This is a genomic window from Natrinema altunense (assembly GCF_000731985.1).
GTDB classification, from domain to species: domain Archaea; phylum Halobacteriota; class Halobacteria; order Halobacteriales; family Natrialbaceae; genus Natrinema; species Natrinema altunense.
On sequence record NZ_JNCS01000009.1, the window covers coordinates 56374 to 82118 of the forward strand.

A 25745-nucleotide genomic window follows, 5' to 3' on the forward strand; every position below is an offset into this window, starting at 1 on the left:
GATTCCGATGCCCGAGAAACCTATCGCCGTCGCCGACAGTCGTTTCAGCCGAGTGGTTTTTTACGCAGCCAGCCGACCGTTCACGCGATGGGGGACACGTACTACGACGTTCTCGGGGTCGATCCGGACGCGACCCGGGACGAAATCGAGTCGGCCTATCGCGACCGCGTCCTCGAGACGCATCCGGATCACTCCGACGACCCCGATGCGGCCGAGCGGTTCCAGCGGGTGATGACCGCGAAATCGGTGCTCACGGACGAGACGGAGCGCGCGCGGTACGACCGCCTCGGCCACGAGGCGTACGTCGATCCCGGCGACGGAGCCGCCGCCGGCTCGGGCGACGCGTCCGAGCGGTCGGCTACGGCCTCGGGCCAAACGAATGCTCGGCGAACGTCGACCGGGAACGAGACGGGGGCGACTGAGGGGCAGACGACGAGCGGTTCGGGAACGGCGACTGGGACGGGAACGGCCGGATCGGACACGGCCGGCGGACGGACGACCGCGAACGGCCGACGAACGAGCGATGGAACCGAGGACACTACCAGAACGGAGAGTCACCACGCACGACAGCGGTCCAAGCGCCGCCGGCAACGAGCGAAACGGCACGCGGCGGCCGGCTGGTCGTTCGACGGGGACGAGACGGCGCGTTCGAACGCCGAAACGGCCACGTCCTCGGGGGCTACGACGGCTACGACGACGGACGCGACGGACACAACGGAGTCCGAGGAAACCGCGTACTCCGTCCACGACTGGAACGACGAGGTCGACCTCGAGTGGGAGGGGCCGCGGATCGATCAGACTGCAGTCCTCTCGCTCGGCACCGCTGCGCTCCTCTATCCGCTCTTCGTCGCCGCGAGTCTGACGCCGCTGTTTTCGCTCCCGATCAACGCGATCGTCGCCGCCTGTACGCTCGCCCTGATCGGCTATCTGCTGACGATGCCGCGGATCGCGGCCGTGACGTTCGGGATCTGGAGCGTGCTCTTTCCCGTCGGCATCGCCCGATTCGAATCGGTCGAACTCCTCTCGCTGTTCGGCCTGCTGGCGCTGGCCTTCGCCTGGATTCCACTCGGGTACGCGGGCGCGCTCTGGTGGGTCCTACGGCCCTGACTCAGTCGCGGTCCGACTCGAGCCCCGCATCGACCGCGTCCTCGACCTGCGTCTCGAGTTCGTCGCGTCGTCGGTGACTCGCTTCGGAATCGAATTCGACCGCAAGTACCTGTGTCCCCGCTCGCTCGAGGGACCGTCGGTAGGCGTCCGCGAACGCCGCGGGTGCGACGCGCTCGAACTCGAGACCGTATGCGTCGGCGAGCGCGTCGAACGCGACGCCGTGGGGGGTCTTGAACTGGTCGGTGAACGGCGGATCGAACGCCTCGATCGGGAGTTCGTGGAAGATGCCGCCGCCGTCGTTGTCTATGAGGACGATCGTGGCGTCGACGTCGCACCGATCGACCGCGAGCAGCCCGTTCGAATCGTGATAGAACGCTAAGTCGCCGGTCACGAGCACCAGTGGGTCGTCGGTCGTGCTGCCGGCACCGAGCGCCGTGCTGGCGATCCCGTCGATCCCGCTCGCGCCACGATTCGCGAGCATGGTCACGGCGGCCGCCCGCGGCCGGGCGAACCGGTCGGCGTCCCGGATCGGCATGCTGTTCGAGACGAACACCGTCGCCGGGTCCGGCGCGTTCGAGACCACCGACGCGAGGATCGCACCCTCGAACGGGGCGGCCTCGAGCGCGTCGGCGGTCAGCGCCTCGTCGCGGATCGCCCAGTGGCGGCGCTCGGCCGCATCGAACCGATCCCGCCACGCGTCGTCGGACCTGGCCTCCGCGGCCGTCACCGTCTCGAGCAGTCCGTCGACGACGGTCTCGGGCGCGGCCGCGAGCAGGTCGGTCGCGGTAAAGGTCGCCTCGCGCCACGCGCCCGCGGGATCGACGAGGAACTGTCGGGCGTCGGCGTCCCGCAGCCAGTGGCGGAGCGGTTTCGACGTGGGAGAGGCACCGAACCGGAGCACGACGTCCGGCGCCGGCAACGCGGGGACGTAGGTATCGTAGCCGCCGTAGATCGTCCGCGAGTCGCCGTCGCCCGCTCCGCCGACGTGGGGGCCGAATCGGAGCCCCGAGAGCGGGTCCGCGAGGACCGGCGCACCGAGTCGGTCCGCGAGGTCGGCGACGGCCGCGGGCTCGAGGGTCGCGAGCGTCGCCGGATCGGCGGGGCCGGCGACGATCAGCGGTCGGTCGGCGGCAACGAGCGCGTGTCGGAGTCGGTGACGGTCGTCGTCCGCGAGCGTCCGCGTTCCGCCGCCGGTATCGACGAAGGGGCCGTCCCGCCCTCGTCCGGCAGTCGTCTCGGCGAAGGAGTCGGGCACGTCGCCCGGCACCGCGATCGGCTCGAGGGGCTTGCGGAACGGACAGTTCAGATGGACGGGGCCGGGTTCGACGCCGGTCGTCTCAGCAAGTGCGCGGGCGGCGGTCGTTCGGAGGCTGCGGACTTTCCGCTCGTCGGCTTCGGGCTCGGGGAGGTCGGCGTCCCACCGGACCGCGTCGCCGTAGAGGGCGACCTGATCGACGGTCTGGTTCGCGCCGCTGTTACGGAGTTCGGGCGGTCGATCGGCCGTGAGGACGAGCAGCGGGACGCGGGCCCGGTCGGCTTCCATCACCGCGGGGTGAAAGTTCGCCGCGGCCGTGCCGGAGGTACAGACCAGTGCCGTCGGTTCGCCGGTCCGGCGGGCGCGTCCGAGCGCGAAGTAGGCCGCCGAGCGTTCGTCTAACTGCGAGTAAACGTCGACTTCGGGATGCTCGGCGAACGCAACCGTCAGCGGTGTCGAGCGGCTCCCGGGGGCAATACAGACGGCATCGAGACCTCCCTTCACGAGTTCGTCGGCGAGGACGCGACCCCACAGGGTCGCGCGGTTCGGTGCGGACATCGGTGTCAGGTACTACTGCAGTTCATCGAGGATCGGGCGGTACTTCAGCTGTACTTCGTCCCACTCTTCCTCGGGGTCGCTATCGCCGACGATGCCGTTCCCGGCGAAGAGCGTCACCGTTCCGTCGGCCGCGATTCCCGACCGAATAGCGACCGCGAACTCGCCGTCGCCGTCGGCGTCGAACCACCCTACCGGCGACGCGTACCAGCCCCGCTCGAACGTCTCCGTGTCCCGGATCGTCTCCCAGGCCACGTCGGGTGGAACGCCGCCGACCGCGGGCGTCGGATGCAACGCCTCGACGATCTCGAGGACGTGGCGGTCGCCCGACAGCGTCGCTTCGATCGGCGTCTGGAGGTGCTGAATCGTTGCCAGTCGCCGGATCGTCTGGTCGCTCACGGTGAGATCGCGTGCGAACGGGGCGAGTTGCTTTCGGATCGCGTCGACGACGAGCCCGTGTTCGTGCTGGAACTTCTCGTCGGCGCGCATGCGGTCGACGTGCTCCTCGTCTTCGGCCGGCGTCTCCCCGCGGGGCACCGACCCGGCGAGCGCTTCCGTCTCGACGCGCTGGCCGCGTTTCGAAACCAGTCCCTCGGGCGGCGCGCCGAAGAACGTGCCGCCGATATCGTGGCTCACCAGAAACCGGTAACAGTTCGGATACCGTCGGCGCAGGCGCTCGAGGGTCGCGGGAACGTCGACCGGCCCCTCGAGCGTCACCGAAAGGGCCTGCGCGAGGACGGCTTTCGTCAATCGGCCGTCGGCGATCCGCTCGAGCACCGCCTCGACCTGGCTGGTCCACACGGCTGGGGAGGTCGTCCGCCGCGTCGCGGCGACGCCGGGCGTCGAACCGCTCGGTCGCATCGCCGGCAGCGCCGTCAGGCGCTCGTGCCAACGCTCGAGTCGGTCGTCGACGTCGTCGCTGCGATTTCCGACGGCGGTCAACCACGTCCCGTCGTCGGTCCTCGTGACGAGCACCTGCGGGACGACGAAGGAGGCGGCGTCGAAACCAGTCCAGGGCGGGGCCGGTTCGTGGCCGTCGTGAAACGAGACGCCGCCGAAGGCTCGCGGGCGGGCCGCTTCGGGGCCGTCGTGGACGAGTCCGTCGAAGGCGCGGCTCGCCTGCGTTCGAACGCGGTCGAACCGGTCGGGGCCGTCGGCGGTGAAGCGAGCGGCGACGCCGCGACCGACGAGTTCGAGACCGCCGGGCGTAGCCCACTGGACGCGTGACTCGGCGCTCCCGTCGAGAATCGCACTGAAAGAGACATCCTCGAGCTCGCGACTCCGGCTGACGAGGTCACCGGCAGCGTCCACTGCCCCCGTTTCGCCCGTCAGTCGGCCATCGCCCAACGATCGATCCATCGACCGCACGTCAGGACCGCCCGGCCTTCAGCCTAACTATTCTTCGACCGGGACCGGTGTGCTAACTGTACCGTTCCTCCTGCCACGGGTCCGCCGTCTGCGAGTAGCCTCGCCGCTCCCAGTAGCCACGTTGGGGTTCGGTGAGGAACTCGACCCCGTCGACCCACTTCGCGCCCTTGTAGGCGTACCGGTGTGGCGTGACGACGCGGAGCGGCCCGCCGTGGTCCGCGGGGAGCGGGTCGCCGTCGAACGCCCAGGTAAAGAGGACCTCCTCGCGCATGCAGTCCTCGAGTGGCAGATCCGTCGTGTAGTCGTCAAGCGCGGAGAACATGACGTGGACGGCGTCGTCGTGGACGCCGGCTCGCTCGGCGAGTTCGGGGAAGGGAACGCCGGTGAACTCGCAGTCGAACTTGCTCCAGCCGGTCACGCAATGGAAGTCCTGTCGCTGGGTGACGCTCGGCAGCTCCCGGAACTCGTCCCACGATACGGACAGTTCCTCGTCGACCGCGCCGGTGACGGTAAACTCCCACGTCTCGGGGTCCCAGTCGGGCGTCCCGCTCTTCGAGAGGACGGGAAACGCGCTGGTTTCGCGCTGTCCCGGCGGCAGCCGCTCGTCACCGAACTCCTGATAGAGGTCCGTCACGTCCGTCACATCCATACTCGTGGATACGTCCCGAAAGACGTAGATGTGACGCCTCGTCGTCGATCGCCGATCGCCGGACGACCGCTCGCGCTCGCATCCGTGACGCGGGACGGTCGACGCGTATCGATCGCCCGCACACACGTATCGCGCCGATCGAGGGATCAGTCCGTGAGAAACATCCGATTGACACCCGGGAACGGGGTTCGAAACTGACTGCAACGGTCACGAAACGGGGACAACTCGAGTGTTTCCCGCGAAACCCTCGCCACCACTTAGTACGGTCTCGGCGAGAGATAGCGATGCATGGCGAGCACAGAACAGTTCACGGAGCGGGAGACGTCCGGACAGACAACGGCGGAAGTCGGTGAACAGGCGATGGGGCCCGCGTTCGTCGCGTCAGCGGCATCGGTCGGCCTCGCGCTGTACTATTATTTCATTCAGGGTGAACGCGAACTCGGGACGTTCGTCGGCCTGTGGCCCCCGACGATCCTCGCGTTCGCGAGCTACTTCAATCAGCGGCGGATGCGCAAACAACTCCAGACGCTGACCCAGCCCGGAACGAAACTACGGGACGCGATCGATTCGGTGATGGGTGGCAGTTGAATCGGCCCGCGGGTCTCACCCACGCGGTTCCTGCATCGGCCTGCACCGCGAGAGACGCCACCGGTTCGACCGAGACCGGGCTCCGTCCCGTCGGTGTTGGCTCCCCGTCAAACCTAAATACCCCCTCGCCGAAAGCCGAATCAGATGCCGAAAGTAGAGATCACCATACCGGAACACCTCGAGATGCAGATCGCCCAGATGGTCGAACGCGGCGAGTTCGTCAACCGCGAGGAGGCGATCGAGGACCTCCTTTCGACGGGCATCAAGGCCTACAAGACCAGTGGACCCTCCGACGAAGAGGAGGGCGCAACCGGCGGCACCGGCTTCGAAGACGACGGCATGATGGGCCACGACGACGAATACGTCTTCTAGCTTAGACGCCGACTGCGAGCAACGGTATTCCGAACGCGACCGCCGAGCCGACTAGTGCGACGAGTATCCCGATCAGAACGGCTCGCGCCGAGTACTCGCTCATCGGCGCGGTCGTCCGGTCGGCGACGAGGTCGTGGCCGACGGCCGCTCCCGTGTCCTGTTCTGCCGACTGCTCCGCGTCGTCTGACATACGTGCGTGTTGCCGGGTCGAGACCTTAAAGACACCTCTCTCGCCGGAGCGCGACCGCGGCGCTCGAGCGACTCCAGCCGCTCACTCGCCTTTTCTGAGTGGTCTTCAAATCAGTCAGCAAGTATTTACCGAGCGGTTACGTATCGGCGGGGCGAATGCCCTCCGCGCCCCTCTCTCGCCGCCGGTTGCTGACTGCCACCGGCGGCTTCTCCATGGCGGTCGCCGGCTGTACCGGAACCGGGAGCAACGACTCGGCCAGCGGGACCGGCGACGATCCCACCCTCGACTCGCCCCACGAGCACGAGACGATGTCCGTACAAGCCGAACGTGCGTTCCCGGTCGTGTATCCGAACGCTGACGCCGCCGAAGCCGCTGCGGACGATCGAAGAGCGAGACTTCACTGGACGTTCGTCGTCACCGACGCCGACGACGCCGCGGCGCTGCGGATCGACGACATCGACGACGCGGCTGACGTACGATCGTTCGTCGCGGCGACCGACTTCGACGCGGCATCCGTCCTCGTCGACCAGCAGTCGATCGACGATTGCTACCGGCGACGGCTGCTCGGCGTCCGCGCGACCGACGAGACCGTCCGTACGAGCTACTGTCTGGCCCTGAAGGCACCGACGACGGCTTGCGAAGCCGAGACGACCGTACTGGACGTGACTCTCGTCCGCATTCATCGCCCCTACGAGGGTCATCCCCCGGGACGGCGCAGCAGTCAACGCCGGTCCTGTCCGGAAAGCGGTCCCACCGACGAAACGGCAGCCGGTGAGGGACCGACCGACGAGACCGCGACCACCGGAGCGGCGAGCACATCCAGGGAGTCGGATACGACGGACGAACGACCCGAGACGAGCGAGGCGATCGGCCGATGACCGGACGCCGTGGCCGCCACCGGCGGCAGTTCCTCGCGGGGTGCGCCGCGATCGGCGGCGTGACCGTCGCCGGCTGCAACGGGCTCCCCTGGAGCGACGACACCGGACCGACGTTCACCGCGGCCGACGCCGCTACCGTCGTCACCGACCCGGCACCGCCGATCGAGTGGCCGGTCCCGGTCGTCCCCGCGGCCAGCGCCGTCGACGAGGGCCTCGAGCGCGTCGACGCCCTGCTCGCCGACGTACCGGACCCGCTCGACGCCGAAACGGTGCCCAACGGCGTCGTCAGGGAGGAGATACGCGACAGCCGGGACAGCGCCCGCGAGCATCGAGCCGAAGCCGCCGCGGCGACCGGCGACGGGCTGTACCACGCGCTGCACACGACGCGTGACGCTCGGGAGACCGCTCGGTCCGCGAGGGCGACGTTCGCCGCGATCGACGACGACCGACTGGTCGAAATCGTCCGCGACGAACGCCGCGAGGTTCGCTCGATCGCCCGCGACCAACTCGAGTCGGTCGCGTATCGGGGCAGCGAAGACCGGCTGCTCCGCTCGGCGCTGGTGTACGCGCGTCTCGAATCGGACCTCGAGCGCGTCACGACTCGCCTCGGCGATCGACGCTGGGACGTCGGTCCCGATTCCACCGTCGTCGACATCGGAACCGGTGCTGGCGCGGTCGAGTTCGGCGCGGCGACGACGGCGGTCTGGGACCACCTCGACGAGCGCCACCGCGATCGACTCGCCGAACCGACGGACGTGACGGGGGTTTTCGACGCCGCACTCGAGGCGTCGGCCGAGCGCGTCGACGCCGCCGCCCTTCCGGTCCGGCGGGACGCTCGGGACTGGCTCGCCGACATCGACGCGGACCTCGACGACCGCCTCGAACAGGTGCTCTGGCGGGCAATCGACCCTGTCTCGAGCGCGAAAACCGGCCTGCGAACGGCGAGCGACAGCGGACAGTTGGGACGCGGCCTCCACGAGGCCGTTCGGTTCGAACAGCGGTATCGGGCCCTCGAACGCGTCCGCAACGGTGTCGAAGACGGAACGGTCGCCGTCCCCGAAACGGTCGACGAGATCCGTACGGCACGAACGGCTGCGGTCGACGCAGCCGCGTCGGTGCGGGAGTCACTCACTGACCCCTCGCTCGGGATGTACGTCCTCGCGGAGACGCTGCGATCGCTCGAGTGGACCGACGATCGAGTGCGACGAGCCGCGGACAACGACGCCGAGACCGGCGTCTCGCTCGTCGACGAATACGGCGAGTACACGCGTCTGCGGGCGCAATTCGAGGTGCTGCCGGACGCCGTCGCGGCGTTCCGTACGCGCCTCCGGTCCGCCTGAGAGCCGTGCAGACCGACTCGAGTCCTGGGTTGCGGATTCCGCGGGCGACCCTCGACGACCGCCCGATCCAGACCCCTTTACTACCCCCGGTCCGAAGGAACGGGTACGAATCACATGGTACTGACCAAGCGAGTCATCCCGTGTATCGACGTGGATCTCGACGAGGACGGGAACCCGGCGGTCTACACCGGCGTCAACTTCGAGGACCTGCAATACACCGGCGATCCGGTCGAGATGGCCAAAGCCTACAACGAGTCCGGCGCGGACGAGTTCGTCTTCCTCGACATCACCGCCTCCGCGGAGGGCCGCGAGACGATGCTCGACGTCGTCGAGCGCGTCGCCGACGAAGTCTTCATCCCGCTCACCGTGGGCGGCGGCATCCGCACCACCGCGGACATCAAGGAAACGCTACGGGCCGGCGCGGACAAGGTCTCGATCACCACCGGCGCGCTCGAGCGGCCCGAACTGATCACCGAGGGCGCGCGCGCGTTCGGCAATCAATGTATCGTCATCAGCGTCGACGCCAGACGGCGGTTCGACGAAGGGGGCGAACACTACGTCGAGGTCGACGGCGAGTCCTGCTGGTTCGAATGCACGAAAAAGGGCGGCCGCGAAGGGACCGGCATCGACGTCCTCGAGTGGGCCGCCGAAGCCGAATCCCGCGGCGCGGGCGAACTCTTCGTCAACTCGATCGACAAGGACGGGACGAAAGACGGCTACGACCTGGCGCTGACGGAAGCGGTCTGTGACACCGTCGACACGCCGGTGATCGCCTCCTCGGGCTGTGGCAGCCCCGAAGACATGTACGATGTGTTCACCGAGGCGGGTGCCGACGCTGGCCTCGCGGCCTCGATTTTCCACTTCGACGAGTACTCCATCGCGGAGACGAAGGCCTACCTCGATGAGCACGGCGTTCCCGTCCGAATCTGAGAGTCCGCCGCCAGGGATCGGTTGCGACACGCGGTCTGCGGCGATTCCTCGAGGTGGACGATAGCGATAGACAGGCACGGTCTAGAGAAATAGAGATCGGTACTGCAGCGATTTTCGAAGCAGCAGGAATACAACCTTCGAGAGGGGGATCTGAAACGGGGACATTCGCGGGTTACATTTTAGTCCCATCTCTCTTAGATCGTATCCGCTATTAATTGTGACCGCGTGTGGTGACCACTGAACAGCTTTATACGAATTGTCCACCGCCGTGCGACGAGGCGACAGTGACTTCCAGCGGTATTTGATAGATGAGCAAGGCGAGTACCTCGAGGCTTGACCCCGAAAAAGTTCACGCAGTACTGATGGGACCTGGATTTCCAGTATCCTTATACGCTCGCGGTCGTGCCTTTCTACCAGTGAAGTGGCGGTGTACGCGGTGTGGCAAACCGCACGCGAACGACGACCCACCCTGTGACGCCTGCGGCCACAACAGCTTCGAGAAGGCGGTCGTTCGCGTCGACGCAGAGCGCGACTCCGGATCCGGGAGCGGTGGCACTCCCGACGGTAATCGCGATCCCGTCCCGTCCGGGACCGTCGAAACCGGCCCGGAATACGTCTGGGCCTGTTCGAACTGCGGCCGCGAGCACGTCCGGAACACCCCGCCCTGTTCGCGCTGTGGCAATCCGGACCTCGAGCGGGTCGAGCAGACCTACGACGGACTCGAACAGGACCTCGCCACGCCGAGTTGGTTCGAGGTCGCGAAGCCCTACCTCCCGATCTTCGTCGTCATTGGCATCGTCGTCGCCCTGTTCGCGACGGGGATCGTCCCGCCGTCGGTGCTGCCGGGGATCGGCCAACCGTCACCGCCGGATGCGCCCGGGGACGGGACCGAGTCGGGAGGGCTCGATCTCGAGGCCACCGAGGGGGCGATCCATGACCGACTCGAGGACGAGCGGGACACAGCCGAGAGTCGGACCTACGACAGCGGCCTCGCGGCCTACGCGGAGTACCAGAACCGTCGGCTCGTCGAGCGCGAGTTCGGGGACTCCGATCCCGAGACCGTCGACGCCGGCAGGTTCGATCACGTGTGTGGCGAGGCGATCCCCCAGGAAGGACCGATCGTCATTACGGGCGTCTCGGCCGCGGACTACACCGACGAGGCAGCCCTCGCCGACGCGATCGTCGCGGGGTCTCTCTCGCGGTACGGCGATGCGATGCGAACCGGGTTCGACGCGGAGGGGGTCGACGTTCACGTCGCTCCGAACGGGGACATCTACGCCTTTTACGCGACGTGCTGACCGGTGGTGCGGCGGCCAGTGGCCCCGTGGCTCGACGTGATCGAGCCGCCGCTCTCGGCGACGGATAGGGAACTCGATCCGGATGAAAACGAGCGCCGAAATCGAATCATGCGATCGGTTCGCCGACAGCAGCTGCGTTTCAGGCCGCCGCTTCGAACGCGTTCTTGAACGAGTTCGCTTTCTCGCGAACGGTCACGGCCCCGTCCTCGAGACACTCGAGGGGATCGGCATCGTCCTCGGTCTTGATGGTCAGGATGGGCTCGGTCTGGCCGCCCGACTGTTCGGGGTTGACGTCGTAGGTCGCTGCACTCACGTCGTCGTGCTCGAGCAGTGCGCCTTTGAGCACGTTCATGAAGGTGTGGTCCTCGCCGGCGATTTCGATCGAGAGTTCGTTCTCGGTGCTCTCGGTGACCCGCAGTTCCATGTCATCCAATCCGGTCGTCGGCTGTTTGTACCTTTCGAAGCCGCCGCTCGCGCGGGTCGCTGAAGGCAAATCACTATACGCCCCCGTTCGAACCACGGGACATGCGCTCGCTTGCGGCCCTGCTGACGGTCCTCGTCGCCGCGGCGCTGGTGGGGTCGATCGCCGTCGTGCGACGGCTCCATCGGCCGACTCGGCGCTGGCGTGACGTGCTCCAGTCGCGATTCGTCTACGGCGTCCCATGGGGATCGCTCGTGGTCATCGCGTTCGTGGTCTGTGTCTATCTCTTCGTGCAGGACGGGGTCACGAACGTCGACGAGCCGGTGACGATCCCCTACCGGACCTGGTCGTACTTCTATCCGCTCGGGATGGTCACGGCGGCGTTTTCCCACGCCGGCCCCGGCCATCTCGTCGGGAACCTGGCCGGGACGGCCGTCGTCGCACCGCTCACCGAGTTCATCTGGGGACACTACCCCGCCGAGAACGACCCGGGCCGGACCGACGCCTGGTATGCTGCTCCTCGAGTGCGGGCGTTCGTGGGCTTTCCGCTGGCCGTCATCGCCGTCGGCCTGATCACGAGCCTGTTCGCGCTCGGTCCCGTGATCGGCTTCTCCGGCGTCGTCTTCGCCTTTGCCGGCTTCGCGATCGTCCACTATCCGATCGTCACGATCGTGGGCACCCTCGGCGTCCAGAGCGTACTCCTGCGACTCTTCTACGCGCTCCGGGAACCGATCAGCGTCTACACCGCCCAGTCGCGGCCGCCCACCGCCCCGTCGTGGGCCGGGATCGCCATTCAGGGCCACGCACTGGGGCTGTTTCTCGGCTTCGTTCTCGGCATCGCGCTCCTCGAGCGCCGGGGACAGCGCCCGAATCCGGTGCGACTCTGGCTCGCGATCCTCATCTTCGGATTCTCGAAGCGGCTGTGGGCGATCTACTGGTTCGGCGGCGAGAACACGTACGTCCTCTACCAAGGGCCGGGCATCGCCATCGTGTCGGTGCTCGCACTGGTCGTCACGCTCTCGATGACCGCGTCGGAGCGGCCGCTGGTCCCGCAGCGACTCGAGGGGCTGTTCACGCGGCCGGAGCGGCCGACACTCGGACAGGACGGCGGCGAGCGGCCGTCGATCGACCGAGTGCTCGAACTGGTCACCACCGATCGCGGCGACGGGGCCGTCACCGCACGCGTCGACCGCGTTCGAGAGATCGCCGCCGGAACCCGAACGCGAGCCCGCGACTCGGGTTCGCTGTTCGGCCGCGGCCGCAAACGGACCGCTTTGCTGGCGGTCATGGTCGTTCTCGCAGTCCTCGCGGGCATCGCCATCCCCGCCAATTTCCTCGTCGTCGATGAGACTCCCGCGTCTTCGGAGTCGGCCGTCGAGATCGAGGATTACACGATCGAGTACGCCGAAGGCGTCCAGAACGCGCTCGTCAGCGGCATCGGTATCGAGGCACTCGAGAGCGACGCGGGCCTCGAGTCGAGCGGGGTGATCGTCTCGAGCGACGAGCGGGAACTCTGGCTCGAGGCGGTCAGCGCTCGGCGACTCTCCGTGACGGGCGAGGAAACGGTGTACGTCGGCGGACCCGGCTGGCGCGAAGCGGTTCACGTCGAACGCACCGGCTGGGACCCGGTCGGCAACGATACCGTGTATCAGGTCCGACTGGGGGAAGGCGAAGCGACCGAACTCGCGTACGAATCGAACGAGTCACGAGCCACGGCGCGAATCGCCGACCGGAACGTGACGATCGACTCCGACGACGGGACGTTCGTCCTCGAGGTAACAGCGGCCGAGACCGACGCGGTCGCGACGACGACGGTGCCGGCCGCAAACGAGACGACGACGGCGGGCGGGCTCACCTTCGACCGCGAAAACGAGTCGATCTACGCGGCCGCCGACGGAACGCGAGTCGCGATCGCGAGCGAAGAGACGTACGGCGCGGTCGGGTAATCGCGGTCCCGTCTCGGGTGCTTATCAGTTACTTTTTAGTAATGAATGTAGTAGTTAGATACATGCCATTTGATGGCAGTCGGCTCCGCAAACGGGGCCGTTCGCTCGTCTCGGTCGTATCGCCCTGGTTCGTCGGTCGCCGTCCCGCCGCGTCCTTGGCCGTCGGGTTCCTCGCGGCCGTGCTCGCCCTCGCGGTCGCAGCAGGTGTCGGGACGACGATCGGTAGCGGCCGCGTCGCCGACCTCGTCGTCGAAACGTGGACCGGTGCCGAACTCCACGTCGAGGTCGTGGCCGCGACCTGTCTGGTCGTCGCCATCGGCGCTGTAAGCGCCGCCGTCACTCGTGGGTTCGTCCCGACGTTCGCGCTGGTCGCCAGCGTCCCGTTCGGCGTCGGACTCGCTCGGTACGGAATCGAATACACGGTCGGCCACATGACCGCGGTCGTCTCGCTACCTGAGGCGTTCGCCGATGGGGCGGGCGCTGCGATCGTCATCGGCCTTCCGCTCGCGGTGGTCAGCTATCTCGTGGGCGTCAGCGTTCGACGCGCCGCCGACAGCGACGGTGGTAGTTCCGGCCCCGGACTTCACCCCCACCGGACCTAACCCGTTACTCCCACTCGATCCGGAAGACCTCGGCCTCGAGCGTCTCCTCACTCTCGGTGTGAAACGCGAACCGCTTCGCGATCGGGAACGTAGCCCGGAACGCGTGCGTTACCTCACCGCCGGCGTCCGCGGCGTAGGATTCGACGAACGACTGACTCCCCTCGTTGTGGATCGTGTACGACACGGCCGCGATTTCGCCGGCCGTCTCGAGGAAGTCCCGATCCGCGTGTCGATTCCCGCGTTGGGCACCGAACGGGGGGTTCGAGACCACGGTCGCGTCGCTCGTCGAAAACGGATGCCGTGTGACGTCCCCACGGAGCCACTCGAGAGTGCGGTCGCTGCCCGCTCCGTGCCCGTTCAGAACCGTCCGCTCGTTCCGTCGAGCCAGGTCGAGAGCCCCCGCGTCCACGTCGATCCCCGCGACTCGGCGAGCACCGGCCAGCGACGCCGCGATCGCGAGCATCCCGGTTCCCGTTCCGAGATCGACGACTCGTCGGTCGAGGTCGTCGTGCAACCCGGCCAGATGACAGATGTGGGCCGCAAGCTCCGCCGGCGTCAGGTACTGCTCGAGGTCGGCCGCGGGATCGGAAAAGTCCACGATCGACTCGAGACGGCGGGCGAGCGTCCGTCGCGAGGGACCGGCCATCTCACGCGTCGACGGCGATGGGTCCCTCGAGAGCGAACGCGAGTCCGTCGCGATCGGCTCGTTCGGCACAGGCCGCCAGCGCGGGTCGGACCTTCTCGGGGTCCGCGACGCCATCGACGGTGACGGTCACCGTGCCGACGCCGAGGAAGGACCCGGCGCGTACGTAGCCGCGGATGCGATCCACTTCCGCCTGCGTCGCGAGCGAGCAATCCTCGTCGAAACACGCGTCGACGGTCAGTTCGGCGGGGACCAACCCCTCGTCGGTCAGCCGTTCCTTGAGATCGCGGAGGTACGCCGGTGCCGTCGACTCGAGCGCTGCGGCCTCGATGGTGACCGGCGTTGCGTCTGCGGGATGACAGCGATCGATCGTGGAGCCGTGGGACGACGTCGTACTCATTACCGCACCATACATAGGCTGCATACAAAAAGGTTGTTGAATACTCAGTAGTAATATCTCGAGCGACCAGAGGGCGTCCACGGACCGACGGGTCGGCCCGAGGGGAACGCTTCCGCGTCGCGACAGGTTCGAATAGAGTTAAGGACGGTCCGGGAAAGTTACACGTATGGAGCAGTGTCCACGGTGTGGGGGTACCGTCGAAGAACTCTCCCTCGGAGCGGTGTCGACGGTCGCGTGTCCCCACTGTGGGTTCGCCGATGTCCCCGTCGAACACCAGCCGGAGGGCGACGAGCCCGAATCCTGGCGGGACGCGTTCAACCGCTTCTACGAGGAGCAGGCCGTCGAGTGACCTCGAGACCCGCTGCTCTCCGTGGCATCCCGAAAGAATCGCGGCCCGCGGTTCCGAGACTTATTCGCTTGCGGCCGCTGCTTCCGCGTCCTCGTCGTCCTGTTGGTGTTCGGCGTCCTCGTCGGAGCGTGCAGCGACGAGACCGCCGCGGGCGACGCTGTACAGCGGTTCGTTCGCGTGGCTCACGCCGCTGATCGAGAACGGAATGTTCGCGTCTGCCAGGTGGTCACGGAACAGCGCCTCGAAGCCGCTCGGGCTCGAGGTCCCGCCGGTGACGACGACAGGGACATCCAGCCCTTCCTCGACGTCTTCCTCGTCGACCTCTTTGACGATGTTTTCGATGACGTAGTCAAGGAGGTTCTCGTAGTAGATCGAAAGCGCCCCTTCGACGCCCCCGACATCGGTCGTGAAGTCGAGTTCGAAGTCGTCTTCCTTGATCGAGGTGACCTTGTCGACGGGCGTTCCGGTCGCGCGGGCTGCTTGCTCGTCGACCCAGTCGCCGCCGCGGGCGACGGAGAACTTCATGACGGGCACCGCGTAGTAGGAGAGACAGACGTTCGTCATCCCGGCACCGAAGCTGATCCCCAGGCCGGTGAAGTTGTTGTCCGCGAGTTCGCTGTAGATGACGGACATGCCCTCGTTGATCGGTTCGGAGTCGTATCCCATGTCGTCGAGGAACGACTCGATCGTCTTCTGGTGGTACAGCGTCGAGAGGTCGGAATCGATCGGGTCGGCGGGGGACGAGAAGTAGAGTTTCTCGTCGGGATAGGCGGGTTCGCCGACGACCTGCTCGATGATGAGTTTCATCATCGGGATCGCGCTCTGCTCGTCGTTCGAGAGGATCCCGTGTTTCATCGGGCGGCGGGTCTCCTTGTTGAAGATGTTCGCAAAGTTGAGCGCGTCGTCGCCGACGACGTAGACCTTGTCGTCCTTGCGAATGTGGAGTACTTCGCTTCGCGAGAGCATCTGCTCGGCCATATCCGAGTACTCGATCTCGACGAATGAGTTACGCTGTTGCACGAAAACCGTATCGTTCCCATCCTGCTGTGCTGACAGGATGTTCATCGTACCGACGTCCAGGCCTTTGGCCATACGTGGGCAAGGCCACTGACGGGTTATAAATCTATGTGGATTAATTCCGCCCTCACAAATTACGATACAATTTCATATTTCCTACAGCCAGCCGACATTAATTCCGTTTTACGAGAGCCCGTAGTTTCTCGATGAGCCCTGAAAAGGGCTTCGTCACGGTTTCGACGGCGGTGTCGTCGTCGGCCGTAGCCAACTCCTCCGCGCGCTGTTGTTCGCGCAGTTCCCGCAGTTTCGCCGTCTGGTCGTCGACCGTCGAACTCGAGGTGGTCTCTTTGGTCTCGCCACCTTTCAATCCCTTGAGGCCCGCGACCTGTGCATCGACGCCCGACGAGCGGGTCGTCGTCGTCCCGGCGTCCGAGTCGATACTGACGTCGTCGAGGTCGTCGCTCGAGAAAGTGAGTCGTTTGTGCTCGGTCTGTTCGACGCCGCCCCACGAGAGTTCGACGCCGTCCATCGCGTCGTCGATGTCCCGTTGCACCTCCGCGTCGGTGAGTTCGGGTTCGGAATCGTCCGCGTCGGCTTCGGTCGCGACGGCCTCGGCTTGCTGTGCCATGTCGAGGTAGTGTGCGATCAGCGCCGCGCCAGTCGAGGCGGTGATCCCGGCGAGTCCGAGGGCGTAGACCGGGACGACGTAAACGGTGTAATTGGCACCGTAGCCGTTCCAGTGGTGGGGATAGACGACCAGGAAGCCGACGACTGCGCCGGCAGTGATGGCGCCGCCGGCGACCGAGGTATACAGCATCCGGCGCTCCGAGGGGAGGAGCACGACGATTCCGAGCATAGTCACGGGCAGTGCCATCATCGCGAGCGCGTACGCGGGACCGGCCCACGCGAAGTAGCTCCCGGACCGCACCTCGAACGTGCTGGCCCAGACGAAGAGTACGAGGGCGACGATCGCCAGCCCGATCCCGCCGAGAAACAGACCGAAGCCGACGTAGACGTCGGTCCGGTCCTCCGGTTCACCGATGTATCGACGATAGAGGTCGAAGAGATAGCCGTCTGCGGCCTGTTCCGCTGCCATTAACCCTCCGTTTATGCTCCAGTACTATGACTGTTGGGACGACAAACGAACGCTCGAGCGGCCGCACACGTCGACTCGACTGCCGGACGGCGGCGGCGGCCGCTTCCGGTTGCCGGACGGCAGCGATCGGCGGCCGGCCCAGTCCCGGCACGCAGATCCCGTCGTGTACGACGCACACGCGTGTCTCGGCACAGCGTGCAGTATATACGTCCGTGGGCGTTAGGGCGGCCAATGAGTCAGGAGTCGGAGTACACCGAGGGGGACCTCCGGAACACGGGAATGCGTCTCAAGCACGACCGGGAGTGGGACTACGAACTCGAGGAGATCGTCGACGCGATCGAGGAACGGGACGCGACGAAGGTCGGACTCCAGTTCCCCGAAGGACTGAAGCGGCGCGGCCCGGCCGTCGCGGACGACCTCCGCGAGTTGGCCGACGACGACGTGACGTTCATGCTCTCGGGCCAGCCGTGTTACGGTGCCTGCGATCTCGATACCTATCTGATGAAACGCACCGACGTGTTCGTTCACTTCGGCCACTCGCCGATGAAAGACACGGACAAGGTGATTTACGTCCCGCTGTTCTCGAACGTCGAGGTCACGCCGATCATGGAGGAGTCCCTCGAGACGCTCGAGCCCCCCGAGGAGACGGAGGGCGTCGGCCTCGTCACCACGGCCCAGCACATGAACCGCTACGACGAGATGAAGGCGTTCTTAGAGGAGCGAGGGTACGAGGTCTACAGCCGTCGCGGCGACGATCGACTCACCCACGAGGGGCAGGTGCTCGGCTGTAACTACGCGAGCGCGGACGTGCCCGCGGATCAGGTGTTGTACGTCGGCGGCGGGAAGTTCCACCCCCTCGGGCTAGCGATGGAACACCCCGACAAACACGTCGTCATCGCCGACCCAGTCAACAACGTCGTCACCGTCGCGGACACGGACAAGTTCATGAAACAACGCTACGGGGCGATCCATCGTGCGATGGACGCCGAGAAGTGGGGCGTCATCTTCTGTACCAAGATCGGCCAGGGCCGCTGGGAGATGGCCCAGGAGATCCTCGAGGACAACGATAACGCCTACCTCATCACGATGGACGAGGTGACGCCGGACCGCCTGCGAAACTTCGACATGGACGCGTTCGTCAACACCGGCTGTCCGCGGATCACGACCGACGACGGTCCGCAGTTCCACAAGCCGATGCTCACCCCCGGCGAGTACCGGATCGCCGTCGGTGACGAGCCGCTCGATAGCCTCTCGTTCGATACGTTCCACGGCACCTGGTAGCGACGAGCGATCGGGGTCCACGTCTCGCTCGTTTGCCGATCCGGTCGAGTCGTTTCGATGGTAGTCCGGACACGGCGACCGCAGTCGGCGAACGACGGTAGCGACCGATTGCGTGCTCGGCAGTCGGATCGGAGCGAAATAGGACGTTCTCGGCAGAAATAACGTCTTTAGTTGATTTTCTCCTCACGATGAGGGATCGAACACCGCATCCAAAGTGGTTTGGAGGAGTTCTTTTGCATGCTAGTCCCCGACGGGTAGTCGATGAGTAACACAGCACGAAGCGCGTCCGCGGCCGCCACCCGCGACGAACTCTTCGGTGCCCTCGCCGACGCCCGCCGCCGAACCGTTCTCCGTCTCGTCCGCGACCGAACGCCTCAGGGAATCGGGAAAGACGATCTTGCGCTCCGGCTCGCGGCGGTCACGACCGATAAAGCACTCGCTACGGTGACCGACGACGACCACCATCGAGCGCTCGTCGCGCTCCACCACCGACACCTGCCCCGCCTGACGGACGCAGGGCTGCTCGAGGAGACCGACGACGGTCTGCTCCGGGTCGCCGATCACCCAGTGATCGACGAACTCGATGTCGCGCGTTCGGATAGCGAGACGACGGATGCTGACGGAGCCGATGCCGTCTTCGAGGCTCCGCTCGACGGCCGCTGACGGACGGTTTTGGCGGTCCACGGATCCGCACTAGCGTGGGTCGGTACCGCGTCGGCGGAGACGACAACACTTACCCAATCGGTCACCGCATCCTCCCGTATGATCCGAAGCGACTGGGGCGACTGGCTCGTTCGCGACGTGGAGGACGCGACTCCGGACGGCGTCGCGATCTGGTATCTCGGCTGTAACGGTTTCGTCGTCAAGGGCCGCGAGGGAACGACGATTTACGTCGATCCGTACCTCGGCCTGGGTGATCCGCCGCGGACGATTCGCATGATCCCCGTGCCGTTCGATCCTGACGACGTCCAAGCGGCCGACGCGGTGCTGGCGACCCACGAACACACCGACCACGTTCACGGGCCGAGCCAAGCGCCGATCCTCGCGAACACGGGAGCCCCCTTCTACGCGCCCGACGACAGCGTCGCGGTCGCCCGCGAAGAAGAGGCCTGGACCGACGAGTGGGACGTGGCCGACGATCAGCTAACCGACGTCGTCGAGAGCGACACCCTCGAGATCGGCGAGTTCACCGTCCACGTCGAGCAGGCGAACGATCCCGATGCGACCCACCCCGTGAGCTACGTGTTCGAGCACGAGGCGGGGACGTTCTTCCACGGCGGGGACACGAAACCCACCGACGAGTTCGAGCGGATCGGCGACGAGTACGCGATCGACCTCGCGGCGCTCGCGTTCGGTACCGTCGGACAGATTCCGGACAAGCGGACCCGCGACCCGAAGCGGACACGCTGGTACAACGACGAGAATCAGATCGTCGAGTGCGCCGCCGCCCTCGAGTGCGAGCGCCTCCTGCCGAGCCACTGGGACATGTGGAAGGGGCTTACCGCCGATCCAGCGGCGCTGCACCACCACGCGGCGAGCTTCGATCACCCCCGACGACTCGAGCTCGTCGAGATCGGTGATCGCGTCGACCTGTCGTAGATCGAGACTGAATCCGTCCGCACAATTTATAGTAATGGTATCGTAACGTTGGGTCCATATGAGTAGCACCGCCGACACGGATGACGTGATCGAGGTCAGTACTGACGGGATAGCCGTCCGAAAGACGTTCACGGCGGACGAGTTCCCCGTCCCCGCGATTCGGTTCGAAATCGAGTCGAATCGCGATGATCCCGTGACGTTTCAGCTTTCGGAGGACATTCCCGAGTCGTTCCCGATGGACAAGGTCGGGTTCCACCCCGATTTTCACAGCGACGACTGGACGGCCTATCAGGACCACCACGTCGAGTTCACCGCCACGATCGAGCCGGGCGCGCGACTCGAGACGGTCTACGGCATCCAGATCGACGACGAAAGTCGGGCCGCGGCGTTTCTCACCGAACCGACGATCGTCGAACGCGAGACCGGCGGCGACGACACGGTAGAGGCCGACGAAGTCGATGACGAGGTCATCGACAATATCGTCTCCGAGGACCGCAACCAGGCCGTCAAGGACATGATCGCCGGCGACTCCGACACCGTGCCGGGGCTCGAGGACGACGATGCCGACGCCACGACCGCAGAGACGGAGACCGACGCCGGCGAGGACGACGAAGGATCCGACGGGCTCGATCTCGACTTCGGTGACGTCGATACCGACCCTGGGTCGACCGACGTCGACGCGGGTGACGACGAAGAAACGGACACACCCGACATCGACCTCGGATTCGAGGAAGACGAGATTCCCGAGTCCGACGACGACGACGCGGGGATCGATGTCGCTGCGGACGAGACGGACGACGAGCCCGCGGTCGAACTCGATCTCGGTACCGACGCGGACGAGGCGGAGACGGACGACGACGGACTCGGCGACGACGCTGCGGCGGCCGAGGACGCCGAGCCCGAAATCGACCTCGGACTCGAGGAGGCGGCTGCCGCCGCCGACGAAGACGAAATCGCGTCGGAGCCCGACCCGGACCCCGTCGAATCCATCGAGGAACCCGACGAGTCGGAGGACACAAGCGAGGACGGCGACGCCGAGTCGACACTCGACGTCGATCTCGAGACCGAAGTCGAGGCTGACGATTCGGAACCCGAGTCGGACGCGGATGAGACGGAAGCCGAATCGGCTACCGACGTGGATGACGCAGAAACCGCATCGACTACCGACGCAGCTGACGCGGAACCCGAGTCGGCGATCGATACGGACGGGAGCGACGACGAGCCGGCTGCCGACGAGGGATCGATCGACGACGACGATCGGGCTATCGCAGACGATGCTCCCGCGACGGACGATAACGACTCGAGCGACACGTCCGAGCCGGCACGCGCGGACGCGGCCGACGATGCGGCGACCAAGGCCGACGCCATCGACGGCTCGATCGCGACCCGCCTCGCGGCCGAGATCCGCGACGGGACGGTCGACGACGACGATCTCGAGACCGTTCGGGCGGCACTCGATCTGGAGCCGTCCGGACCCGACATCGCAAAAGTCGAGCACCTCCAGTCCCGCGTCGAGGAAGTCGCCGCCTACACCGACGCGCTCGAAACGTTCCTCGAGGAGAACGGCACGGGCGCAGCCCTCATCGAGGACCTCCAGACCGATCTCGAGGCGCTGGAAGCCGACCTCGCGTCGGTAGACGAGCGACTCGGCGGAACGGAATCACGGGTCGACGACCTCGACGGCGACGTCGGCGATCTGAGCGAGTGGAACGCCGATCTCGAGGCCGATCTGAACGCGGTCGACGAGGACATGGACGACCTCGAAGCGACCGTCGACGACCTCGCTGCCGATCTCGATGGGGTCGACGACGAGGTCGAGACAGTAGCCAGCGGGCTCGAAACGGTCGAAGAAACCGTCGAAACCGTCGAAGACGGCCTGGAAACCGTCGAATCGGATGTCGAATCGGTCGAGGGGACCGTCGAGTCCGTGGAGGCCGACGTCACGGACATCGAGGACGGGCTCGAAGACGTGGAAGACGACGTCGAGTCGGTCGAGGACGAACTCGAAGACGTGAAGGCGGACGTGACGGACATCCAGGAGTGGCGCGACCAGCTCGGCTCGATGTTCTCGGACTGAATCGGTCACGGTTCCGGACCGAGAGACGGCTATTCCGGAAACACAACTCGTTTATCCGTCGGCAGTAGACCATCGGTCGATGGGCGAGACGATACCGATCGCTGTTCCGCGCAAAGGACGACCCCTCGAGTCGGTGCTCGACCGATTCGCTGACCGTCTCGGGGTCCCCGGACTCGCGGACGACATTACGTCGACGCTTCGCCACGAAAAGGCGCTCACGAAGGGCAGCATAGACCCCGACGAGGAGGACGTCTACCATCGTCTCGCCGACTACAGCGCCGTCGACGATCCGACCGAACCCGAGTACACGTTGGTGCGGGACGACCGGGCCGGCAAACCGCGCCGAATCGTCTTCGACAGTGTAACGGTTCCGCTGACGGGCGTCGAAGGGGCTCCCGACGGCGCGGCGATCCAACTCGTAGGTCGCGAAGAGCCGTTTCGCTCCCTACGGACCCACGAGTTCGCGCTCGGATTCGACAGCGCCGATCTCGTCCTCGAGGAAGTCGTCGAACTCAGACCGGAACCGCTCGGCCGGATCGCCGACATCAACGCTCGGATCGATCCCTCCGACACCGACGTACAGGTCGTCACCGGCCTCGGCGATACCGTCTATCACACGCTGTTGGCCACGCCCGAGGTCGCTCCGGCCTCGGAGTCGCTCGATCGCGACTTCCTCGAGCACTACGAGGGATCGCTCTGTATCGAACCGAGATACGAACGGCTCGTGCAGGCGGTGCTCGGCACCCGGGCGCTCGCCGGCATCGACTTCCGCTACCCCGAGGAGGGCCGCGAAGAAGAAGCGGCCATCGCCGACGTGGGGCTGGGCGTTTACTTGACGGTGACCGGCTCGACCGCCCGCGAATACGGACTCTTGCTGGGCGAACAGTTGTTCCCCAGTGAGACGGTGTTGCTCGAAAACGCAGCGGAGACGACCGAGACGGTCGCGTTCGTCCGGTCGCTATTGAACGGCGGCGACCTCGAGACGGAACTCGCGGTCAGCCGGTAGCAGTCCCGTCCGCTTGTCGAGCGCTCGCCGAACGCGTGAGCCGTCCGCTCCAATTCGTACCGAAAGCCGGTCGTTCGTCTCGAGACCCGACGAGATCGGTGACTCGAGATCGGCCACGATTCTCCGCGTGACGCGTCGATCCGACGAGAACACCGTTCAGTAGTGGTGCGAGAAGTGGGCACGAGACGCGTCGACTGTCCCGTCCTCGTTTTCGCATCCGCCGGAAGTATATTGATATCGCAGTATGTGGTTTACGGGTTGCATTCGGGACAGAATGATTGAGTCGGGGCGTAGTAAATATGCGCCCGATCCGAACGAATTCCGCAGCACTGACCGAAACAGCGACACCGACCCACCGCAGACGTGGTCGGCGGCCCACGGTTCGTTCTCGCTACCGAGTCACCCCGTAGATACACTCGAGGTAGGTTTCACGGACCCGGTCACCCCAGTTGTGGGTGTAGGTGTCGATCACGTCGCCGGCGACGTCGCCGCGGAGGTACTGGACGATCCCCCGATCGCCGGTTCGATCCCGGAGATGGGTGGTAAAGAAGTGCCGGAAGTAGTGGGGCGTCACGTTCTCCTGGGTTCCGCCGCCAGTCCGGTACCAGCCGTGCTCTCGAGCGTGTTTCTCGACGAAATAGCGCACGTCCGACGGCGTGAGCCGCTGACCCCACGAATCGCGCGTATCGAGAAAGAGCGGCCGCGCCCCCGAGACCGCATCCGGACGAATCGCCAGCCACTCGAGCAGTACGCGTCGGAGTTCGTCGTCGACCGGAACGACCGTCTCCCGCTTTCGCTTGTTCGAGGCCGTCCGTTCCTCCCCGTTGACGGTCGTTCCGCGGTCGGGTTCCGCCGAGACGAACAGTGACGACGGCCGCCGCTCGAGTCCGACGCGGGGCGTCCACTCGAGATCGAGTGCGGGCGTCTCGAGGTGGAGGTCCCGTAGATCGAGGTTACACAGTTCGCCGACACGCATCCCGGTCTTCAGGAGGGTGACGACGACGGCCCGCTCGAGGGGATGGGTGATCGAGCCGACGAACGATCGCATTTCGCCGACCGAGAGGTCGCGTCTCGTCGGGTTCGTATCGATCGATTCGGACATCTCTTCCATGACCAGCCCCATCGGGTTGTCGTCGAAGACGCCGACGCGGGTCATGTAATCGTAAAACCGGTTGAGATACGAAGCGTAGGTCGCGATCGTGCTGGATTCGAACTCGCCGCGCAGCGAGTGAATCCAGGCCATACACTCGCGACGCTGGGCCGTACCGATCGCCTCGACATCGAAGCGTTCCCGGACGAACGCTTCGAACCGCCGGAGCACACGCTCGTAGGCCTCGAGGGTCCGCTCGCTTTTGCCGTGGTATCGCTGATCGTCGAGGAAGTACTCGATTGGGTCCGCCACGTCCGTCGGGGCATCGGCCCCGGGTTCAGTCGCCATCGCCACCACCGTCGACGGTCGTGTACCCGCCGTGGCGTCCGCTGTATCGAATCCGGTTTGCCGACTGCAGTTCCTCGAGCGTCTCGTCCAATCGCGACTCGATGTCGTCGGCGACCGCCTCGAGGAGTTCGTCCCAGGTATACGTGTCAGCGGACAGCAATTCGAGGACCCGTGTCTCGAGGGCGTTACCCCCAGGGTCTGGATCCGGAGAATCGGGTTCCGCTGAGCCGGATTCGAACCCCCGACGGCCAGCCTGAACCATCGTCCGAACGAACTCGCTCTGGCTCATGTCGAGGCGGTCAGCATGGGATTGCCACTCCTCTTTTTGATAGGTCGGAACGTATGTTTTGACGGCAGTCTTCTCAGTGTCCGTCGAATCGCCCATACGCCATCCATCAGAGGCGACGATATTCAATCTGCCTATTATCCGAGCTAAGTGAGTTTATCTTCATCAATAGCACCTATATTGCGCAGCTGTTAGTACTACAGTTAGAGATTAGTATAGTCTATAGGCATGTGAGTAGGGATAAAAGTGGATTAGCGCTAGTACCAAAGTTCAAGATACAAGTGAGATCGAACGGCCGGTGAACGATATCCGATCGTCACTCGCGGTCCCCGCCTCTCCTGCCCGCGGAGGGTGATCCGCCTCCCCTATCCTCTCAGGTCGCTCTCGTCCTCGAGTGCTGGAGGTCGAACGCGTTTGCGGAACCACGAGTGCCACGCAACTGTCGCGGCCATCGTCCCGGTCGGGTTGGCTACCGTCTATCGAATCGTCGATTTCTCGACCGGTGGGGGTAGATCCCTAGTGCTCGAATCGACCTGTAGCTCATCGGATGGAGTGACGTTCAGTCGGCACTGGCCGGCATGCTACCAGCCCCGACCCACCCCCGGAGTCGGTTCGACTGTTATCCGGCGGGGTGCAGTACCCGCTGTCTCACCGAGTCGTCACTTTCTGCCTCGAGCGTCCTGATTCTGTGGCGACCACGATACACGTCGCAACCGACGATCGCAAACGGCGGCTCCGGTCGACTGCAACGACCATCCGGCCACTCTCTTGGCGAAGCGGACCGCTGTGGTATCGCGACTCGCCGGCGTTCATTCAGTTCGGTTTCGAGCGGCCAGCGGTGGGCTCGCGTCTCCTCTCAGCCGTCGACGGGAGTGGGCGAGTCGTCCGAAGGGATCGTTGGAAGACGACTGGCCCCGACCGCGACGGTTTCGATGAGGGCCGCCACAGCGGACGTATCCGCCCGGCAGTCGCAGGTCGTGTGTGGGTTCTCGTACACTCCGCTGACAGCGACGTTCACCGGATCGGTTTGAGTTTGGTCCTCCCCTGGGTTGGG

26 protein-coding genes are annotated in these 25745 nt (G+C 65.7%); 15 read left to right on the forward strand and 11 right to left on the reverse strand.

All coding sequences use genetic code 11. The features are described from left to right. Nucleotides 1–87 precede the first annotated feature (87 nt). Nucleotides 88–1107: a J domain-containing protein gene (locus ALTAJ2_RS14610; RefSeq protein ID WP_007108574.1), complete on the forward strand. Its 1020-nt coding sequence runs from the start codon at nt 88–90 to the stop codon at nt 1105–1107. 1 nt (nt 1108) lies between these two features. On the opposite strand, the gene menD is transcribed toward ALTAJ2_RS14610, so the two are convergent. The 3 genes from menD to ALTAJ2_RS14625 all read right to left on the reverse strand — a co-directional run bounded on the left by menD (nt 1109) and on the right by ALTAJ2_RS14625 (nt 4934). Further along, complete coding sequence (menD, locus tag ALTAJ2_RS14615) at nt 1109–2920, reverse strand: 2-succinyl-5-enolpyruvyl-6-hydroxy-3-cyclohexene-1-carboxylic-acid synthase (RefSeq protein WP_007108575.1); 1812 nt, start codon at nt 2918–2920, stop codon at nt 1109–1111. 12 nt (nt 2921–2932) lie between these two features. Then, the gene (locus ALTAJ2_RS14620) at nt 2933–4276 is read right to left on the reverse strand and encodes an isochorismate synthase (RefSeq protein ID WP_007108576.1); all 1344 of its coding nucleotides are present in this window, start codon (nt 4274–4276) and stop codon (nt 2933–2935) included. A gap of 61 nt (nt 4277–4337) precedes the next feature. Next, nucleotides 4338–4934, reverse strand: coding sequence for a sulfite oxidase-like oxidoreductase (locus ALTAJ2_RS14625; RefSeq protein WP_049900027.1), 597 nt, complete (start codon nt 4932–4934; stop codon nt 4338–4340). 288 nt (nt 4935–5222) lie between these two features. Here ALTAJ2_RS14625 and ALTAJ2_RS14630 point away from each other — a divergent pair, with 288 nt between their 5' ends. Both ALTAJ2_RS14630 and ALTAJ2_RS14635 read left to right on the forward strand, forming a co-directional pair. Continuing rightward, nucleotides 5223–5522, forward strand: a complete 300-nt coding sequence (locus ALTAJ2_RS14630; protein ID WP_007108578.1) for a hypothetical protein — start codon at nt 5223–5225, stop codon at nt 5520–5522. A gap of 144 nt (nt 5523–5666) precedes the next feature. Next, a complete protein-coding gene (locus tag ALTAJ2_RS14635) occupies nt 5667–5894 on the forward strand; it encodes a ribbon-helix-helix domain-containing protein (RefSeq protein WP_006184071.1) in 228 nt (75 codons plus the stop codon). A gap of 1 nt (nt 5895) precedes the next feature. Here the strand turns inward: ALTAJ2_RS14635 and ALTAJ2_RS14640 are convergent, their stop codons facing one another. Further along, nucleotides 5896–6084 carry a DUF7550 family protein gene (locus ALTAJ2_RS14640; protein WP_007108579.1) on the reverse strand — a complete coding sequence of 63 codons (189 nt, stop codon included), beginning with the start codon at nt 6082–6084 and terminating at the stop codon, nt 5896–5898. 155 nt (nt 6085–6239) lie between these two features. On the opposite strand from ALTAJ2_RS14640, the gene ALTAJ2_RS14645 reads away from it, so the two are divergent. From ALTAJ2_RS14645 to ALTAJ2_RS14660, 4 genes are all read left to right on the forward strand, one after another. Continuing rightward, nucleotides 6240–6962 carry a hypothetical protein gene (locus tag ALTAJ2_RS14645; RefSeq protein WP_239647740.1) on the forward strand — a complete coding sequence of 241 codons (723 nt, stop codon included), beginning with the start codon at nt 6240–6242 and terminating at the stop codon, nt 6960–6962. Then, on the forward strand, nt 6959–8302 hold the full coding sequence (locus tag ALTAJ2_RS14650; RefSeq protein ID WP_007108581.1) for a hypothetical protein: 1344 nt from the start codon (nt 6959–6961) through the stop codon (nt 8300–8302). Before ALTAJ2_RS14645 ends, ALTAJ2_RS14650 begins: the two co-directional genes overlap by 4 nt. A 114-nt stretch (nt 8303–8416) precedes the next feature. Further along, the gene (gene hisF / locus ALTAJ2_RS14655; protein ID WP_007108582.1) at nt 8417–9232 is read left to right on the forward strand and encodes an imidazole glycerol phosphate synthase subunit HisF; all 816 of its coding nucleotides are present in this window, start codon (nt 8417–8419) and stop codon (nt 9230–9232) included. 416 nt (nt 9233–9648) lie between these two features. Continuing rightward, nucleotides 9649–10530, forward strand: coding sequence for a hypothetical protein (locus ALTAJ2_RS14660; protein ID WP_007108583.1), 882 nt, complete (start codon nt 9649–9651; stop codon nt 10528–10530). Between the two features lie 139 nt (nt 10531–10669). Here the strand turns inward: ALTAJ2_RS14660 and ALTAJ2_RS14665 are convergent, their stop codons facing one another. After that, entirely contained in the window at nt 10670–10954 is a 285-nt protein-coding gene (locus ALTAJ2_RS14665; protein ID WP_007108584.1) for a DNA-directed RNA polymerase subunit L, read from the reverse strand. Between the two features lie 101 nt (nt 10955–11055). Here ALTAJ2_RS14665 and ALTAJ2_RS14670 point away from each other — a divergent pair, with 101 nt between their 5' ends. Both ALTAJ2_RS14670 and ALTAJ2_RS14675 read left to right on the forward strand, forming a co-directional pair. Further along, nucleotides 11056–12897 (forward strand): rhomboid family intramembrane serine protease, encoded by a 1842-nt coding sequence (locus tag ALTAJ2_RS14670; protein WP_007108585.1) that lies wholly within the window; start codon nt 11056–11058, stop codon nt 12895–12897. Nucleotides 12898–12959: 62 nt separating this feature from the next. Continuing rightward, the gene (locus tag ALTAJ2_RS14675; protein ID WP_007108586.1) at nt 12960–13499 is read left to right on the forward strand and encodes a hypothetical protein; all 540 of its coding nucleotides are present in this window, start codon (nt 12960–12962) and stop codon (nt 13497–13499) included. Between the two features lie 4 nt (nt 13500–13503). On the opposite strand, the gene ALTAJ2_RS14680 is transcribed toward ALTAJ2_RS14675, so the two are convergent. Together ALTAJ2_RS14680 and ALTAJ2_RS14685 are read right to left on the reverse strand one after the other, a co-directional pair. Continuing rightward, the gene (locus ALTAJ2_RS14680; protein ID WP_007108587.1) at nt 13504–14145 is read right to left on the reverse strand and encodes an METTL5 family protein; all 642 of its coding nucleotides are present in this window, start codon (nt 14143–14145) and stop codon (nt 13504–13506) included. A 1-nt stretch (nt 14146) separates the two neighbouring features. Continuing rightward, nucleotides 14147–14542, reverse strand: coding sequence for a hypothetical protein (locus tag ALTAJ2_RS14685; RefSeq protein WP_007108588.1), 396 nt, complete (start codon nt 14540–14542; stop codon nt 14147–14149). Between the two features lie 166 nt (nt 14543–14708). Here ALTAJ2_RS14685 and ALTAJ2_RS14690 point away from each other — a divergent pair, with 166 nt between their 5' ends. Further along, complete coding sequence (locus tag ALTAJ2_RS14690) at nt 14709–14891, forward strand: zinc finger domain-containing protein (RefSeq protein WP_007108589.1); 183 nt, start codon at nt 14709–14711, stop codon at nt 14889–14891. A 60-nt stretch (nt 14892–14951) separates the two neighbouring features. Here the strand turns inward: ALTAJ2_RS14690 and ALTAJ2_RS14695 are convergent, their stop codons facing one another. After that, entirely contained in the window at nt 14952–15983 is a 1032-nt protein-coding gene (locus tag ALTAJ2_RS14695; protein ID WP_007108590.1) for a disk-shape morphogenesis protein volactin, read from the reverse strand. A gap of 97 nt (nt 15984–16080) precedes the next feature. Next, entirely contained in the window at nt 16081–17004 is a 924-nt protein-coding gene (locus ALTAJ2_RS14700; RefSeq protein ID WP_007108591.1) for a DUF7139 domain-containing protein, read from the reverse strand. A gap of 231 nt (nt 17005–17235) precedes the next feature. Between ALTAJ2_RS14700 and dph2 the strand changes: the two genes are divergently transcribed. The 5 genes from dph2 to ALTAJ2_RS14730 all read left to right on the forward strand — a co-directional run bounded on the left by dph2 (nt 17236) and on the right by ALTAJ2_RS14730 (nt 22967). Further along, nucleotides 17236–18285, forward strand: a complete 1050-nt coding sequence (gene dph2, locus ALTAJ2_RS14710; RefSeq protein ID WP_007108593.1) for a diphthamide biosynthesis enzyme Dph2 — start codon at nt 17236–17238, stop codon at nt 18283–18285. A 261-nt stretch (nt 18286–18546) separates the two neighbouring features. Next, nucleotides 18547–18948 (forward strand): DUF7344 domain-containing protein, encoded by a 402-nt coding sequence (locus ALTAJ2_RS14715; protein WP_007108594.1) that lies wholly within the window; start codon nt 18547–18549, stop codon nt 18946–18948. 99 nt (nt 18949–19047) lie between these two features. Continuing rightward, nucleotides 19048–19884 carry an MBL fold metallo-hydrolase gene (locus ALTAJ2_RS14720; protein ID WP_007108595.1) on the forward strand — a complete coding sequence of 279 codons (837 nt, stop codon included), beginning with the start codon at nt 19048–19050 and terminating at the stop codon, nt 19882–19884. A gap of 58 nt (nt 19885–19942) precedes the next feature. Beyond that, nucleotides 19943–21961, forward strand: a complete 2019-nt coding sequence (locus ALTAJ2_RS14725) for a midas domain-containing protein (RefSeq protein ID WP_007108596.1) — start codon at nt 19943–19945, stop codon at nt 21959–21961. Nucleotides 21962–22040: 79 nt separating this feature from the next. Continuing rightward, on the forward strand, nt 22041–22967 hold the full coding sequence (locus ALTAJ2_RS14730; protein ID WP_007108597.1) for a hypothetical protein: 927 nt from the start codon (nt 22041–22043) through the stop codon (nt 22965–22967). A 391-nt stretch (nt 22968–23358) separates the two neighbouring features. Here the strand turns inward: ALTAJ2_RS14730 and ALTAJ2_RS14735 are convergent, their stop codons facing one another. Both ALTAJ2_RS14735 and ALTAJ2_RS14740 read right to left on the reverse strand, forming a co-directional pair. Further along, on the reverse strand, nt 23359–24405 hold the full coding sequence (locus ALTAJ2_RS14735; protein WP_007108598.1) for a tyrosine-type recombinase/integrase: 1047 nt from the start codon (nt 24403–24405) through the stop codon (nt 23359–23361). Further along, nucleotides 24395–24790 carry a DUF5805 domain-containing protein gene (locus ALTAJ2_RS14740; RefSeq protein WP_007108599.1) on the reverse strand — a complete coding sequence of 132 codons (396 nt, stop codon included), beginning with the start codon at nt 24788–24790 and terminating at the stop codon, nt 24395–24397. The genes ALTAJ2_RS14735 and ALTAJ2_RS14740 overlap by 11 nt, the downstream gene beginning before the upstream one ends. Between the last annotated feature and the right edge of the window lie 955 nt (nt 24791–25745).

What these genes read in the sequence shown, in the direction of transcription:
- ALTAJ2_RS14610 (WP_007108574.1), top strand. Translation starts at nt 88, where the DNA reads ATGGGGGACACGTACTACGACGTTCTCGGGGTCGATCCGGACGCGACC.
- menD (WP_007108575.1), bottom strand. Translation starts at nt 2,920, where the DNA reads ATGTCCGCACCGAACCGCGCGACCCTGTGGGGTCGCGTCCTCGCCGAC.
- ALTAJ2_RS14620 (WP_007108576.1), bottom strand. Translation starts at nt 4,276, where the DNA reads ATGGATCGATCGTTGGGCGATGGCCGACTGACGGGCGAAACGGGGGCA.
- ALTAJ2_RS14625 (WP_049900027.1), bottom strand. Translation starts at nt 4,934, where the DNA reads ATGGATGTGACGGACGTGACGGACCTCTATCAGGAGTTCGGTGACGAG.
- ALTAJ2_RS14630 (WP_007108578.1), top strand. Translation starts at nt 5,223, where the DNA reads ATGGCGAGCACAGAACAGTTCACGGAGCGGGAGACGTCCGGACAGACA.
- ALTAJ2_RS14635 (WP_006184071.1), top strand. Translation starts at nt 5,667, where the DNA reads ATGCCGAAAGTAGAGATCACCATACCGGAACACCTCGAGATGCAGATC.
- ALTAJ2_RS14640 (WP_007108579.1), bottom strand. Translation starts at nt 6,084, where the DNA reads ATGTCAGACGACGCGGAGCAGTCGGCAGAACAGGACACGGGAGCGGCC.
- ALTAJ2_RS14645 (WP_239647740.1), top strand. Translation starts at nt 6,240, where the DNA reads ATGCCCTCCGCGCCCCTCTCTCGCCGCCGGTTGCTGACTGCCACCGGC.
- ALTAJ2_RS14650 (WP_007108581.1), top strand. Translation starts at nt 6,959, where the DNA reads ATGACCGGACGCCGTGGCCGCCACCGGCGGCAGTTCCTCGCGGGGTGC.
- hisF (WP_007108582.1), top strand. Translation starts at nt 8,417, where the DNA reads ATGGTACTGACCAAGCGAGTCATCCCGTGTATCGACGTGGATCTCGAC.
- ALTAJ2_RS14665 (WP_007108584.1), bottom strand. Translation starts at nt 10,954, where the DNA reads ATGGAACTGCGGGTCACCGAGAGCACCGAGAACGAACTCTCGATCGAA.
- ALTAJ2_RS14670 (WP_007108585.1), top strand. Translation starts at nt 11,056, where the DNA reads ATGCGCTCGCTTGCGGCCCTGCTGACGGTCCTCGTCGCCGCGGCGCTG.
- ALTAJ2_RS14675 (WP_007108586.1), top strand. Translation starts at nt 12,960, where the DNA reads ATGCCATTTGATGGCAGTCGGCTCCGCAAACGGGGCCGTTCGCTCGTC.
- ALTAJ2_RS14680 (WP_007108587.1), bottom strand. Translation starts at nt 14,145, where the DNA reads ATGGCCGGTCCCTCGCGACGGACGCTCGCCCGCCGTCTCGAGTCGATC.
- ALTAJ2_RS14685 (WP_007108588.1), bottom strand. Translation starts at nt 14,542, where the DNA reads ATGAGTACGACGTCGTCCCACGGCTCCACGATCGATCGCTGTCATCCC.
- ALTAJ2_RS14690 (WP_007108589.1), top strand. Translation starts at nt 14,709, where the DNA reads ATGGAGCAGTGTCCACGGTGTGGGGGTACCGTCGAAGAACTCTCCCTC.
- ALTAJ2_RS14695 (WP_007108590.1), bottom strand. Translation starts at nt 15,983, where the DNA reads ATGGCCAAAGGCCTGGACGTCGGTACGATGAACATCCTGTCAGCACAG.
- ALTAJ2_RS14700 (WP_007108591.1), bottom strand. Translation starts at nt 17,004, where the DNA reads ATGGCAGCGGAACAGGCCGCAGACGGCTATCTCTTCGACCTCTATCGT.
- dph2 (WP_007108593.1), top strand. Translation starts at nt 17,236, where the DNA reads ATGAGTCAGGAGTCGGAGTACACCGAGGGGGACCTCCGGAACACGGGA.
- ALTAJ2_RS14715 (WP_007108594.1), top strand. Translation starts at nt 18,547, where the DNA reads ATGAGTAACACAGCACGAAGCGCGTCCGCGGCCGCCACCCGCGACGAA.
- ALTAJ2_RS14720 (WP_007108595.1), top strand. Translation starts at nt 19,048, where the DNA reads ATGATCCGAAGCGACTGGGGCGACTGGCTCGTTCGCGACGTGGAGGAC.
- ALTAJ2_RS14725 (WP_007108596.1), top strand. Translation starts at nt 19,943, where the DNA reads ATGAGTAGCACCGCCGACACGGATGACGTGATCGAGGTCAGTACTGAC.
- ALTAJ2_RS14730 (WP_007108597.1), top strand. Translation starts at nt 22,041, where the DNA reads ATGGGCGAGACGATACCGATCGCTGTTCCGCGCAAAGGACGACCCCTC.
- ALTAJ2_RS14735 (WP_007108598.1), bottom strand. Translation starts at nt 24,405, where the DNA reads ATGGCGACTGAACCCGGGGCCGATGCCCCGACGGACGTGGCGGACCCA.
- ALTAJ2_RS14740 (WP_007108599.1), bottom strand. Translation starts at nt 24,790, where the DNA reads ATGGGCGATTCGACGGACACTGAGAAGACTGCCGTCAAAACATACGTT.